Source organism: Robertmurraya mesotrionivorans (assembly GCF_050971805.1).
GTDB lineage: Bacteria > Bacillota > Bacilli > Bacillales > Cytobacillaceae > Robertmurraya_A.
On sequence record NZ_JBPCCH010000008.1, the window covers coordinates 139,612 to 153,541 of the forward strand.

At 42.7% G+C, this 13,930-nt stretch carries 12 protein-coding genes; 1 reads left to right on the forward strand and 11 read right to left on the reverse strand.

The annotated features are described in order from the left end of the window. Positions 1-43 precede the first annotated feature (43 nt). From fsa to ACRX5O_RS14500, 3 genes are all read right to left on the reverse strand, one after another. Positions 44-691, reverse strand: coding sequence for a fructose-6-phosphate aldolase (gene fsa, locus ACRX5O_RS14490; RefSeq protein ID WP_433906586.1), 648 nt, complete (start codon positions 689-691; stop codon positions 44-46). Between the two features lie 114 nt (positions 692-805). Then, on the reverse strand, positions 806-1,663 hold the full coding sequence (locus ACRX5O_RS14495; RefSeq protein ID WP_433906587.1) for a class II fructose-bisphosphate aldolase: 858 nt from the start codon (positions 1,661-1,663) through the stop codon (positions 806-808). Between the two features lie 240 nt (positions 1,664-1,903). Beyond that, positions 1,904-2,275, reverse strand: coding sequence for a response regulator (locus ACRX5O_RS14500; protein WP_119710273.1), 372 nt, complete (start codon positions 2,273-2,275; stop codon positions 1,904-1,906). Between the two features lie 206 nt (positions 2,276-2,481). Between ACRX5O_RS14500 and ACRX5O_RS14505 the strand changes: the two genes are divergently transcribed. After that, positions 2,482-3,009: a DUF2529 domain-containing protein gene (locus tag ACRX5O_RS14505; RefSeq protein WP_433906588.1), complete on the forward strand. Its 528-nt coding sequence runs from the start codon at positions 2,482-2,484 to the stop codon at positions 3,007-3,009. A gap of 196 nt (positions 3,010-3,205) precedes the next feature. Here the strand turns inward: ACRX5O_RS14505 and pyrG are convergent, their stop codons facing one another. The 8 genes from pyrG to ACRX5O_RS14545 all read right to left on the reverse strand — a co-directional run bounded on the left by pyrG (position 3,206) and on the right by ACRX5O_RS14545 (position 13,865). After that, complete coding sequence (gene pyrG / locus ACRX5O_RS14510) at positions 3,206-4,807, reverse strand: CTP synthase (protein ID WP_433906589.1); 1,602 nt, start codon at positions 4,805-4,807, stop codon at positions 3,206-3,208. Between the two features lie 255 nt (positions 4,808-5,062). Then, on the reverse strand, positions 5,063-5,635 hold the full coding sequence (gene rpoE, locus ACRX5O_RS14515) for a DNA-directed RNA polymerase subunit delta (protein ID WP_433906590.1): 573 nt from the start codon (positions 5,633-5,635) through the stop codon (positions 5,063-5,065). A gap of 125 nt (positions 5,636-5,760) precedes the next feature. Further along, positions 5,761-5,937: a hypothetical protein gene (locus ACRX5O_RS14520; protein WP_251520529.1), complete on the reverse strand. Its 177-nt coding sequence runs from the start codon at positions 5,935-5,937 to the stop codon at positions 5,761-5,763. A gap of 391 nt (positions 5,938-6,328) precedes the next feature. Further along, positions 6,329-9,595 (reverse strand): fused isobutyryl-CoA mutase/GTPase IcmF, encoded by a 3,267-nt coding sequence (gene icmF / locus ACRX5O_RS14525; RefSeq protein WP_433906591.1) that lies wholly within the window; start codon positions 9,593-9,595, stop codon positions 6,329-6,331. Next, positions 9,592-10,227 carry a TetR/AcrR family transcriptional regulator gene (locus ACRX5O_RS14530; protein WP_433906592.1) on the reverse strand — a complete coding sequence of 212 codons (636 nt, stop codon included), beginning with the start codon at positions 10,225-10,227 and terminating at the stop codon, positions 9,592-9,594. The genes icmF and ACRX5O_RS14530 overlap by 4 nt, the downstream gene beginning before the upstream one ends. A 476-nt stretch (positions 10,228-10,703) precedes the next feature. Next, complete coding sequence (locus ACRX5O_RS14535) at positions 10,704-11,843, reverse strand: acyl-CoA dehydrogenase (RefSeq protein WP_340905964.1); 1,140 nt, start codon at positions 11,841-11,843, stop codon at positions 10,704-10,706. Between the two features lie 25 nt (positions 11,844-11,868). Beyond that, on the reverse strand, positions 11,869-12,987 hold the full coding sequence (locus tag ACRX5O_RS14540; protein ID WP_433906593.1) for an acyl-CoA dehydrogenase: 1,119 nt from the start codon (positions 12,985-12,987) through the stop codon (positions 11,869-11,871). 26 nt (positions 12,988-13,013) lie between these two features. Then, positions 13,014-13,865: a 3-hydroxybutyryl-CoA dehydrogenase gene (locus tag ACRX5O_RS14545; protein WP_433906654.1), complete on the reverse strand. Its 852-nt coding sequence runs from the start codon at positions 13,863-13,865 to the stop codon at positions 13,014-13,016. Between the last annotated feature and the right edge of the window lie 65 nt (positions 13,866-13,930).

Genomic DNA, 13,930 nt, shown 5'->3' on the forward strand with positions numbered 1-13,930 from the left:
TGGAATTATAAAAAAGTTATAAATAGGAAAAATGTCCCACTTATTAATTCTCTCTATTTTTCCAATCTGCTAAAAAGGCTTCAATCCCTTTGTCTGTTAGCGGATGATTGAATAATTGCATAATCACTTTGTATGGTATCGTAGCAATATGCGCTCCACGAAGAGCTGCATCTGTCACGTGTTGCGGATGACGGATCGAAGCAGCAATAATTTCTGTTTCTAAACCATGAACCGCGAAAATATCTGCAATTGTTGTGATTAAATCGAGACCATTGTAACCGATATCATCTAATCGACCAACAAAAGGAGATACATATGTAGCCCCAGCTCTTGCTGCTAGCAATGCTTGGTTTGCACTAAAAATTAATGTTACGTTTGTCTTGATGCCTTCCTTAGAAAAAGTAGATACCGCTTTTAAACCTTCTGGTGTCATTGGTACTTTAATTGTAATATTTGGAGCAATGGCAGCTAGCTCGCGACCTTCACGAATCATACCTTCTGCATCAAGCGCGATGACTTCTGCACTAACCGAACCTGGAACTAATGCCGTAATCTCACGAAGACGGTCTTCAAATGAAACATTTTTTTCCTTTGCAACTAATGATGGATTTGTTGTAACCCCTGCAACAACTCCTAAAGAATATGCTTCTCTAATCTCTTCCATGTTTGCTGTATCAATAAAAAATTTCACCTGTTCCACTCTCCCCATACAAAATTCGACTTTTTTTTTAAAATGACATCAATACAATTGAAACCGCCCTTTTCAAGAAAAGGCGGTTTCAACTTATGAAGCAAATAAATTCGATTACGCTCTACCTGAAGAACCGAATTCGCGCATTTTGCCGATAACTGTTTCTTTAATCGCATCGCGAGCTGGTCCTAAGTATTTACGTGGATCGTATTCATCTGGTTTCGCTGCTAACACTTCACGAACCGTTTTTGCAGAAGCAATTTGGTTCTCAGTATTTACATTAATTTTTGCTGTTCCAAAAGAGATTGACTTTTGGATGTCAGCTGTTGGGATTCCTGTTCCACCGTGTAGAACTAATGGTACACCAGTAGCTGCACCGATTTCTTCCATTTCTTTGAAGCCTAGGTTAGGTTCACCTTTGTAAGGACCGTGAACAGAACCAAGTGCTGGAGCCAAGCAATCGATACCAGTACGAGATACTAGTTCTTTACACTCTTGAACGTCAGCATAGATAACACCTTCAGCAACAACATCATCCTCTTGTCCGCCAACTGTTCCAAGCTCAGCTTCAACAGATACACCTTTTGAATGAGCATACTCAACTACTTTAGTTGTAGTTTCGATATTCTCTTCGAAAGGATGGTGAGATGCATCGATCATTACTGATGTAAAACCAGCATCGATTGCTTCCTTACACTTATCAAAGCTTGAACCGTGGTCTAAGTGGATAGCCACAGGTACAGTGATTTTGTAATCTTCTAAAAGACCTTCTACCATTTTTACAACTGTTTTGAAGCCACCCATGTAACGAGCTGCACCTTCAGAAACCCCAAGGATTACTGGAGATTTTTCTGCTTCAGCCGCTTGTAAAATTGCTTGTGTGAACTCAAGGTTGTTCAAGTTGAATTGTCCTACTGCATACCCTTCAGCTTTTGCTTTCTTGAGCATGTCTGTCATAGATACTAAAGGCATTCTTCTTCCTCCTATTCATGATGACCTTTTATAGACAGGTTCCCTATTAGAGTTTTCCCTAAACAATTAACGTTATGTAATTTGAGATCCTGACTTTGATTGATCATCCGCTAAATTCATTTGTAATCATACCAAATAAAAAATAGAAATGCTATCAATCTTGGCCACTTTTATAGGATGTCATAAAATAGATGAAATGCAATCGCTATCATTTGTATATTTTGCCAAACTTTTCGAAAATCAACTATTTTTTACTGGTAAATACTTCTTAACCGCCGCACGAATATCATCAATATCAAATGGTTTTGCAAAATGAGTGAGCGCTCCAAGATCCTTCGCTTCCTGAATCATATCTAGCTCCCCATAGGCAGTCATAATGATGACACGAATATCTTTTTCAATTACTTTCATTCTTTTTAAAATTTCAATTCCGTCCATACCAGGAATTTTCATATCTAGTAATACAAGGTCTGGCGGATTTTTCGTCACGATTTCAAGAGCTTGTACTCCATTTGCCGCTTGAAATGTTTCGTAGCCTTCCTTTTGTAGCACTTCATTTAACAGAATTCTAATACCAAATTGGTCATCTACTATTAATATTTTGCCTTTCATGAAAAGCCACCTTCTTTTTCTGGATTTTTATTTTTTGTATGTAAATAAACGATTAGGACTATCCACCTTCATGTAGTTCGATACACTACTTAATTTCTCCTGCAAACATTTTACATCAAAATCATATAAATTTTTACAGTTTGTGATTTTACCTTCCTTGTCCGTTTCTTTTATAATAAATGAAGATTACGATTTGGAGGCCTTTTATGTTAAAAATGTTCACAACCCAAATGACTGGATTATTTAAAAAAATCCAAGATAAAGAAGACCTTTCCATAGAGGATGGCGCAAGACTTCTTGCCCAAGCGCTTATCGGAGATGGCCATATATTTATTTTTGCAGAGAATGAACTTTCTGCCGTTCAAGCCGAAGCTATTCATAGCAAGGAGCCTTTACAACGCGCACGAGTGCTTGAAGGGTTACAACAAATGGATCAGGTGACAGTTGCCGACCGTGTATTGATTTTAGCTAGAACCATTTATGATGACCGCGCAGTCGCTGTCGGGAAAGCTCTTGAAGAGAAAGGAATTCCGTTTGTATCCGTTGCTACTGTAGACGAGGGTGATGGAGACGCGCTGAATGATTTAGCTCACGTTCATATCGATCTTCAATTAAAAAAGGGACTACTTCCAGATGAAGAAGGAAACCGCTATGGCTACCCCGCATCCATGGCCGCCTTATACGTTTATTATGGATTAAAATTCACGATTGATGAGATTATGGAAGAGTACTGATAGAAAAGCGGAAGCGACTTGGTCAGCCCCGACAAGCATAAGACGAACCACGCAGGAAGGCCTGCCTTCTGGAGGGGGTTGGCTTATGACCTCGAGGGGCTAGTCGCTGGAGCTGGACAGTTTTGCCCCCTATATTTGGGGGTATTTTTTATGTAAATAAGCAAAAAAGCCTCCCACATCCGGGAGGCCTTCCAAATTAGTTTTTAGACTTCAAAGATGCTTCAACAAAATCTCTAAACAATGGTTGAGGTTTTGTTGGTCTTGAGATAAATTCAGGGTGGAATTGAGATGCAACGAACCATGGGTGGTCAGCAAGCTCAATGATTTCCACTAAGCGACCATCTGGACTAGTACCAGAGAAGATGAAGCCTGCTTGCTCCATTTCTTGACGGAACTGGTTGTTGAACTCATAACGATGACGGTGACGCTCGTACACCACTTCATCATTGTAAGCTGCAAATGCTTTTGTGTTTTCTTCCAGCTTACATGGGAAGATACCTAGGCGCAGCGTTCCACCAAGATCTTCGATATCCTTTTGCTCTGGTAAAAGGTCAATGATTGGGTAATTTGTTTCTGGGTTAATTTCCGCAGAGTTAGCATCTGTGTGACCAAGCACGTTACGCGCAAATTCAACAGAAGCCAACTGCATACCAAGGCAAATTCCAAGGAAAGGTACTTTGTTTTCACGAGCATATTTAATGGTCGTAATTTTCCCTTCAATTCCACGGTCCCCGAAACCACCAGGAACAAGAATTCCATCAACATCAGAAAGAAGTTCACGTGCATTTTCTTCATTCACTTCTTCTGCGTTAATCCACTTAATATCAATATCAGAATCAAATGCAAATCCTGCGTGCTTTAATGATTCCACAACAGAGATATACGCATCTTGAAGCTCAACATACTTACCAACTAATGCAATGCGAGTTGTTTTAGACAGATTGCGAACTTTATCAAGTAATGCTAACCATTCAGTCATTTCTGGTTCCGGACTTTGAAGCTTCAAGTGATCACATACGATTTGATCCATTTTTTGCTCTTGAAGTGCGATTGGTACTGCATACAATGTGTCTGCATCTTGGCACTCAATGACTGCCTTCGAATCGATATCACAAAATAAAGCAATTTTATCCTTCATGTCTTGTGATACTGGCATTTCTGTACGCACAACGATAATGTTTGGCTGAATCCCTAAGCTGCGAAGCTCTTTTACACTGTGCTGAGTTGGCTTTGTTTTCATTTCGCCAGCTGCTTTAATGTAAGGAATCAGTGTACAGTGGATGTACATTACGTTATCACGACCGATATCACTCTTGATTTGGCGAATCGCTTCTAGGAATGGTAGTGATTCGATATCCCCAACTGTTCCACCAATCTCCGTGATAACGACGTCCGCACCTGTTTCACGACCCGCACGGAATACGCGCTCTTTAATTTCGTTAGTGATATGCGGAATAACCTGTACGGTTCCACCTAAGTAATCTCCACGGCGCTCTTTCTTTAATACCGTTGAGTAAATTTTCCCAGTTGTCACGTTGTTGTACTTGGTTAGGTTAATGTCGATGAAACGCTCGTAGTGACCTAAGTCAAGATCCGTTTCAGCACCATCACCTGTTACGAATACTTCACCGTGTTGGTACGGGCTCATTGTCCCTGGATCCACGTTAATATATGGATCAAATTTTTGGATTGTTACGCTTAAGCCGCGATTTTTTAATAGACGTCCTAAAGACGCTGCTGTGATTCCTTTTCCTAAGGAAGAAACCACTCCACCTGTTACGAAAATATACTTTGTCATCTGTAATCCCCCTCTTATTAAGTTTGTGCATATTTTTAAAATATCAATCCATTACATTGGCAAGGGGATAAAACGATTTTTGAAGACCGATTTTCACACCTGAAAAGAGCCTATAAAAAAATAAAAACGCCCCTCCTGCTAGAAATAGCAAGGGGAGCGTGAAATTACGTTTCGATTGTTCCTTTTTAAGGAGCCCAAAAAGTATTCTACCTACAGCTCTGTAAAAAGTCAAGTCGAGATCCTACAAAATTCGACTTAAAGATTCTCGTCGTCCTCAGCATCAAGATCATCTTCTTCAAGGTCTTCATCATCTTCATCTTCGTCCAAATCGAATTCCTCATCATCTTCGAGAAGCTCTTCATCATCGTCGTCTAAATCTTCATCAATGTCATCATCTAGAAGATCGTCATCATCATCTTCGTCATCGAAGTCATCATCCACATCATCGTAGTCGAGCTCTTCTTCCTCTAATTCGTCATACTCTTCAATGTCAAGATCCTCGTCCTCATCGACAACTTTCTTCGCCTTTTTCTTCTTCGGCTTCACAGCTGTTACGTGTTCTTCTTCTGTTTGGTCTACTGGATACCAAACGCGAAGACCCCAGCGGTTCTCACCAATCGTCATAAAGCGTCCATCTATATTTAAATCCGTATAAAATTGAGCAATTCTCGCTCTCACTTCATCTTCTGTTAATCCACGCAGCTCTGTAATTTCATCCATTAATTCTTTAAAAGAGACCGGCTGTTTCTTTTCCTTAAGCATTTCGAACGCAATCTCAATTAAGGACATTTCTTGCAACTCTTCTTGAGTAACTTGATTCAAACTCAATATTTGCACTTCCTTTCGCTATGTAAAACACGACAAATAAAATATGTACACAATTATTGCATATTCTTCATTATAAACAAAATATGAACCTTTATGCTAGTTCTATCTAATCGATACCAAACTTTTTAGTACTTGCCCTCGCTTTTCTGCCTCTTTTTCTCCTTAACAAACAATCTGACTGCTAAATAGAAGAAAAAAAAGGCCAATAGAAAGAAAGGGATGGCACCAAGCTGCAATGAGTATAAATAAATAGCAGAAACAACAGTAAGAATAACAGCAATAAATTGAAGAAGTTGTTTCAAATATCTCACATCCCGTGATATATGGTTAGGTCCTTCGTTTGAAAAAGACCGTTCTATCTTCTTCTATTATAGTAAAAATTAGGACATTTTAGGTAAGGGTTATGTAAAAAAAGTGTAAAGAGAAAAAGCGGAAGATGAGCTCCGCTTTTTCTTTGTCCAACTCCGCCTCTTTGACCCTCGAGGTCATAAGTCATATCTCTCCAGAAGGCAGGCCTTCCTGCGAGATACGCCTTATGCTTGTCGGGTCAGTTCAGTCGGCTCCGCTTTTCTTTGTCCAACTCCAGCGACTTGGGGCTCGGGGTCAAAAGCCACCCCCCTCCAGAAATCAGGGTTTCCTGCGGGTGCCGTCTTATGCCTGTCGCCCCTGTTCAAGTCGCTTCCGCTTTTCTATTTACATATTTCTCCGGTACTGCCCGCCAACCTCATACAACGCACGGGTAATTTGACCGAGGCTTGCTACTTTTACTGTTTCCATTAATTCCTCAAAAACATTGCCGTTATTGACTGCTGTTTGTTTTAGTTTTTGCAACGCTGCTGCTATTTGGTCTTTGTTTCGCTCTTGGAACTCAAGCAGGTTTTGAATTTGTAGTTCTTTTTCTTCTTTTGTTGCTCGTGCCAGCTCCATATTGTCTGTTTCTTCTTCTGACGGAGGATTCGGATTTAAATACGTGTTGACGCCGATGATCGGCAGCTCACCCGTATGCTTTTTCATTTCGTAGTACATCGACTCATCTTGGATTTTTCCGCGCTGGTATTGCGTCTCCATCGCACCAAGTACTCCCCCACGGTCATTTAATCGCTCGAACTCTTGAAGAACCATTTCCTCCACTAAGTCCGTAAGCTCTTCAACAATAAACGAGCCTTGAAGAGGATTTTCATTTTTCGATAAGCCATGCTCTTTTGTAATAATCATTTGAATCGCCATCGCGCGACGAACCGACTCTTCCGTTGGGGTCGTGATCGCTTCATCGTACGCATTCGTATGAAGCGAGTTACAGTTATCCTGAAGAGCCATTAGTGCTTGAAGCGTGGTGCGGATATCGTTAAAATCAATTTCCTGCGCATGAAGGGAGCGCCCGCTTGTTTGAACATGATACTTCAGCTTCTGACTACGCTCATTTGCCCCGTACTTTTCTCTCATCACGGTAGCCCAAATACGTCGGGCAACACGTCCAATCACTGTATATTCAGGGTCCAGTCCGTTAGAGAAAAAGAAGGACAAATTCGGCGCAAAATCATCAATATGCATACCACGACTTAAGTAGTACTCCACATAGGTCAGTCCATTTGCAAGTGTAAAGGCAAGCTGAGAAATGGGATTGGCCCCCGCTTCAGCGATATGGTAGCCAGAAATCGAAACCGAATAATAGTTACGAACTTTATGATCAATAAAATATTGCTGAATATCCCCCATCATTCGAAGCGCAAACTCTGTGGAGAAAATACATGTATTTTGCCCTTGATCTTCTTTTAAAATATCTGCTTGAACCGTGCCTCTTACGGTTGAAAGAGTGGTAGCCTTGACATGAGTCCATTCTTCGAGTGTAAGTGGTCGACCTAGTTCCTGTTCCTTTTTTTCAACCTGCTGTTCAATCGCTGTATTCATAAACATCGCCAAAATAATCGGAGCCGGACCGTTAATCGTCATGGACACAGAAGTGGACGGATGGCATAAATCAAAGCCATCATACAGCTTTTTCATATCATCTAATGTACAGATGCTTACACCGCTTTCCCCAACTTTCCCGTATATATCTGGCCGATAATCCGGATCTTCCCCGTACAAAGTGACCGAGTCAAACGCCGTACTCAAGCGCTTCGCATCGTCATCCTTCGAGAGGTAATGAAAGCGTCGGTTTGTCCGTTCTGGTGTCCCTTCCCCTGCGAACTGGCGCTTTGGATCTTCGCCCTCACGCTTAAACGGAAACACTCCTGCTGTGTACGGAAATTCACCCGGAACATTTTCTTTGTACACCCAGCGAATAATTTCTCCATAATCCTTGTATTTCGGTAGTACAACCTTTGGAATCATTAAGCCTGATAAGCTTTTTGTTTTTAAAATTGTCACGATTTCCTTGTCGCGGATTTTGGTCACGAATCGGTCGGAGCTATACAGTTTTTGTTTTTCCTCCCAAGAAGATAACACCTTTTTGGTTTCGCCAGTAAGCTTCTCCTCCACTTGAGCCTTTAGTTCCTCTAACGCTTTAACTGTTTCTTCACTCTTCCCTGTTTCTCCAATGGCAGCAAGCGTGCCTTCTATTTGAAAAAGCTTTCGAGCAAGATTTGCTTGTTCCTCCGCTTTTTTATGGTAGCCTCGAACAGCATCTGAGATTTCACGTAAATAGTAGCGGCGATCATTAGGAATAATGACGCTCTGCTTTTCTACAAGAGTATTTTTGGTAAAAGCGGTCGAGAAAGATGATCCCGATTTTTCATTTAATGTCTCGATCAATGCCGCAAACAGAGCATTTGTGCCCGAATCATTGAACTGGCTCGCAATTGTCCCGTATACCGGCATGTCATCCAGCTCTTTTTCGAAAAGCATGCGGCTGCGCTGATATTGCTTTTGTACTTGTCGAAGAGCATCTTCAGATCCTTTTCGCTCAAACTTATTGATGACGATTAAATCGGCGTAATCAATCATGTCTATCTTTTCAAGCTGTGATGGGGCACCGAATTCACTCGTCATGACGTACATAGATACATCACAAATTTCCGCGATCTCTGCATCACCTTGGCCAATTCCACTCGTTTCTACGATGATCAGATCAAATCCAGCCGCCTTGACGACCGCAATCGCATCTTGAATCGCAAGCGATAGCTCGGTCTTTGATTGTCTGGTCGCTAAGCTTCGCATATATACTCTAGGGGAAAAAATCGCGTTCATGCGGATTCGGTCCCCCAGCAACGCTCCACCCGTTTTTTGCTTGGTTGGGTCAACAGATAGTACCGCGACCTTTTGCTCCGGTACTTCATTAATAAAGCGACGAATCAGTTCATCTGTTAATGAGCTTTTTCCCGCACCACCTGTCCCAGTAATCCCGAGGACAGGAACAGATTTTTGCAGTGCCTTCACCTGCTGCATCACGGTTTCTACCGCAGCGGCGCTTTCTTTGTTTGCACCAACCTGCTGCTCGGCAAATGTAATCAGCTTGGCTGTTGCAATGGTGTCTCCCGAATCTAGCTTTGAAAGATACGCATCCACCTCAGACGTAATCGTTGGATAATCGCACTCCTCTAGCATGAGGTCAATCATTCCCTGCAAGCCAATCAATCTCCCATCTTCAGGTGAGAAAATTCGAGCAATGCCATATTGATGAAGCTCCTTAATTTCACGGGGAATAATGACGCCACCTCCACCGCCATATATACGGATATGAGTGGCACCCTTTTCCTTTAGAAGGTCATACATGTACTTAAAGTACTCCACATGTCCACCTTGGTAAGAGGAGATCGCAATTCCTTGAACATCCTCTTGAATCGCAGCATTCACCACTTCTTCAACCGAGCGGTTATGGCCTAAGTGGATAACTTCAGCCCCACTCGCCTGTAAAATTCTTCTCATAATATTTATCGAGGCATCATGACCGTCAAACAAGCTAGAAGCGGTGACAAATCGGATATGATGCTTTGGTTTATACGTTGGTTTCGTACTCATTGTTCTCCTCCCATCCTCGTTATGCCTGAAAACAATAGCTCTGTTTGAAGGGTGATGTATTCCTCAAGCGTGTAGAGCTTTTGGAGTGCCCAGCGTCTGAATCCCCACATTTGTCCTTGAACAAAAATATTATGAGCAATCATTTTCACCTGTTTTTCAGTAAGGCTAATCTCCCCATTTTCCACACAGCGAGCAATCACATCTTCAAACATTGCTACCATTTCCATTTCTTTTCTTAGTACATACGGAAGAGCATCCTTGTTCAGCGATTTTGCCTCCTGGTACATGACGAGCACTTCTGACTGAAGCTCATCCATTACGCGAAAATAGTTGGCAATTCCTCGCTCCAAGCTTTGTAACGTTCCCTTTTTCGTATCTAAATCCTTTTGCAACCGCTCCTGCACTTCGTCATAAATATGATCACAGACAAGGTATAACACATCCTCCTTCGTCCGTATATATTCATACAAGGTTCCAATGCTAAAGCCGGATGCTTTCGCAATTTCTCTAGTTGTAGTGCGATGAAAGCCCTTCTCTTTAAAAAGCGCAACCGCCCCTTTAATCATCTGGTCACGTCTTTTTACGACGAGCTGTTCATCCTTCACAGAGGCATGAACTTCTCTTTTTTTCATCGATTTTTCTACCCCTTTAGAGATTAATTGATTATGGGTGTTGGGTTTTATGTGGCTGGGTTTTGTTATATTTGGTTTTGGGTTTTTATGGTTGGAATTTTGTTCACCTAAGGGTTTGGTTACTGTTGGAACCTATTTTTTAGGGGAGCGGGAAGCTAACTGGTACTTTGGTTCCCATGGCTGCTCGTTTTATAGGCCCACGGGAACCTAACCGGCACTTTGGTTACCGCAACCTCGGTAATTTCTAGCTCACGGGCATCAAACAGGTACTTAAGTGCCCGACCAGCTCGTTTTTTCGCTTCCACGGGCACTCAATCACGCTTTCAATTCCCACGCTACTCTTTTTTCCTCTCCCATGGGCACTCAACCACACTTTCAGTTCCCACACAGCTCTTTTTTCCTCTCCCTCGGGCACTCAACCACAACTCAATTAACAAAAAGCCACTTACCAAAAACCAACCCCCAATTCCCCTCTTCTATTTCGTTATCATCCGCGAAATAACGAGTCGCTGGATTTCTTGTGTTCCTTCATAGATTTGCGTGATTTTTGCGTCGCGCATATATCGTTCTACCGGATAATCCTTTGTGTATCCATAGCCACCAAAGATTTGAACCGCCTCTGTTGTTACTTTCATCGCAGTGTCACCAGCAAATAATTTGGACATTGCGGATTCTTTTCCGTACGGAAGACCTTCAGACTCTAGCCATGCCGCTTGATAGGTTAATAATCTTGCTGCTTCAATACTTGTCGCCATATCAGCTAGCTTAAAGCCGACGCCTTGCTGCTGAGCGATTGGCTTTCCGAATTGTACGCGTTCTTTGGCATAATCGGTTGCTGCATCCAATGCACCCTGTGCGATTCCAACAGCTTGAGCCGCAATTCCATTACGTCCACCATCAAGCGTCATCATCGCAATCTTAAACCCCTCTCCCTCTGCCCCAAGCATATTAGCTGCAGGTACACGGCAGTCCTCGAAGATGATTTCTGTTGTTGGTGACGAACGAATGCCCAGCTTTTTCTCCTTTTTTCCTACCGAAAAGCCTGGGGTATCACTTTCAACAATAAAAGCCGAGGTTCCCTTATGCTTTTGTGTGGCATCTGTTACCGCAAAAACGACATAAATATCGGCAATGCCGCCATTCGTGATGAAGATTTTGGAGCCGTTTAAAATAAAATCATCACCATCTCGACGTGCCGTTGTTTTCATACCACCCGCATCAGACCCGCTACCTGGTTCGGTTAACCCGTAACCACCAATTTTTTCACCTAATGCCATCGGACGCAAAAATTTTTGCTTTTGCTCTTCACTACCAAACTTATAAATGGGCCAGCCTGCTAAAGAGGTATGAGCGGACAGCGTCACACCAGTTGACGCACACACGCGAGATAACTCTTCAACCGCGATACAATAAGCTAAATAATCACTGCCAATTCCACCATACTCTTCAGGCCACGGAATACCCGTTAAACCAAGCTCTGCCATTTTATCGAAAATTTCTCGGTCAAATCGTTCTTCCTCATCTCTTTCTGCTGCTGTTGGTGCCACTTCATTTCTCGCAAAGTCACGAACCATCTTACGAATCATTTCATGTTCTTCTGACAATTTGAAATTCATTTTGTTCCCCTCGCTTTTTTAATGTCTAAAAATGCTTGCTAATAACGATGCGTTGAATTTCGCTCGTTCCTTCGTATATTTCGGTCACTTTTGCATCTCGGAAAAAACGCTCGACTGGGTAATCCTCTGTATAGCCATATCCACCGAACACTTGAATGGCCTCAGTTGCTACCTCCATCGCCGTTTTGGAGGCAAATAATTTGGCCATGGACGCTTCTTTTCCACATGGTTGCCCTAGGGAACGAAGCTCGGCTGCTTGATAGATTAATAGTTTTGAAGCTTCAATATTCGTTGCCATATCAGCTAATTTAAAGCCAATTCCTTGCTGATGGGAGATTGGCCTTCCAAACTGGATTCGCTGTTTCGCATATTCGACGGCTGCCTCATAGGCTGCTTCGGCAATTCCAAGTGCCTGTGCAGCAATGCCGATTCTTCCGACATCCAAATTGCCAAGAGCTATTTTTAAGCCTTGGCCTTCTTCTCCGAGTAGGTTTTCTACCCGCACCTGCATATCCTCAAATGTGAGCTGAACGGTTCGTGATCCGTGCAAGCCCATCTTGTGCTCGTCTTTGCCTATCACAAGGCCTGGGGTATTTTTTTCAACGATAAAAGCCGAGATTCCCTTGCCTTCCATTGAGGCAAACACAATGTAAATATCTGCTTCTCCACCATTTGTAATAAACACTTTCGAGCCGTTGATGACATAATGGTTCTCTTTTTTGACGGCACGTGATTTTAAGCTCGCAGCGTCAGAGCCCGCACTTGGTTCGGTTAAGCAAAAAGCACCTAAGTATTCCCCACTTGCGAGCTTAGGGACGTACTTTTTCTTTTGCGCTTCATTACCAAAATAAAGAATTGGGTTCGTACCGACCGATGTATGCACGGAGAGAATCACTCCGATAGTGGCACTTACTTTTGAAAGCTCGTGAATCGCTATGATATAAGAGGTGAAATCCATCTCCGCTCCGCCGTACTGTTCGGGAACTGGTATCCCCATGAGGCCGAGTTCTCCCATTTGCTTAAGAATGCCTCTTGGAAACTCCCCTTGTTCCATTTTTTCAATAAATGGACTGATCTCGGTTCGGGCAAAATCCTGAACCATCTTTCTCATCATCTGCTGTTCTTCCGTCCATCGTAAATCCATATCATTTCCTCCTGGCATAGGGGTAGTTAACTATACTCATAAAATCCACGACCTGATTTCTTTCCGAGCCAGCCAGCTTTTACGTATTTACGGAGCAGTGGGCATGGGCGGTATTTGCTGTCGCCAAAGCCTTCGTAGAGGGTTTCCATAATATACAGACAGGTATCTAGCCCGATAAAGTCGGCCAAGGTGAGTGGGCCCATCGGGTGGTTCATCCCGAGCTTCATGACCTCGTCGATTGCTTCCTTCGTCGCCACTCCTTCATAAAGGGTGTAGATAGCTTCGTTAATCATGGGCATGAGAATTCGATTGGACACGAATCCAGGGAAATCATTCACTTCAACTGGCACTTTTCCAATCGTTTTTGTCATGCCTTCGATGAGTTCATATACCTCGTCATCTGTTGCCAAGCCGCGGATGATTTCTACGAGCTTCATGACTGGGACAGGGTTCATAAAGTGCATGCCGATAACTTTTTCCGGTCTGGAGGTTGCTGCAGCAATTTCCGTGATCGGTAGCGATGAGGTGTTGCTCGCTAAGATCGCATGATCAGGAGCAATTTTATCGAGCTCACGGAAAATCTTTGTTTTAACGTCCATGTTTTCAACTGCTGCTTCGATGATTAGATCTACACGGCTTGCATTATGCAAATCGGTTGAAGGCTGGATGTAGGCTAAAATCACTTCCATTTGATCTTGTGTCATTTTTCCTTTATCCACTTGGCGCGCTAGGTTTTTCCGGATCACCCCAAGTCCACGTAAACAATAGTCTTCCTGTAGATCGTGCAAAATGACATCGTAACCCGCTTGTGCACACACTTGAGCAATTCCGGATCCCATCTGGCCTGCTCCAATGACCATTACCTTTTTGATTTCCATCGTATCCCCCTTTTCTACATTAAGAGTTCTTAAAAAAGGGGACATTCCGTACACGACTGTCGGAA

Coding starts and splice junctions, on each gene's coding strand:
- ACRX5O_RS14495 (WP_433906587.1), bottom strand. CDS start 1,663: ATGCCTTTAGTATCTATGACAGACATGCTCAAGAAAGCAAAAGCTGAA.
- ACRX5O_RS14500 (WP_119710273.1), bottom strand. CDS start 2,275: ATGAAAGGCAAAATATTAATAGTAGATGACCAATTTGGTATTAGAATT.
- ACRX5O_RS14505 (WP_433906588.1), top strand. CDS start 2,482: ATGTTAAAAATGTTCACAACCCAAATGACTGGATTATTTAAAAAAATC.
- pyrG (WP_433906589.1), bottom strand. CDS start 4,807: ATGACAAAGTATATTTTCGTAACAGGTGGAGTGGTTTCTTCCTTAGGA.
- icmF (WP_433906591.1), bottom strand. CDS start 9,595: ATGAGTACGAAACCAACGTATAAACCAAAGCATCATATCCGATTTGTC.
- ACRX5O_RS14530 (WP_433906592.1), bottom strand. CDS start 10,227: ATGAAAAAAAGAGAAGTTCATGCCTCTGTGAAGGATGAACAGCTCGTC.
- ACRX5O_RS14535 (WP_340905964.1), bottom strand. CDS start 11,843: ATGAATTTCAAATTGTCAGAAGAACATGAAATGATTCGTAAGATGGTT.
- ACRX5O_RS14540 (WP_433906593.1), bottom strand. CDS start 12,987: ATGGATTTACGATGGACGGAAGAACAGCAGATGATGAGAAAGATGGTT.
- ACRX5O_RS14545 (WP_433906654.1), bottom strand. CDS start 13,865: ATGGAAATCAAAAAGGTAATGGTCATTGGAGCAGGCCAGATGGGATCC.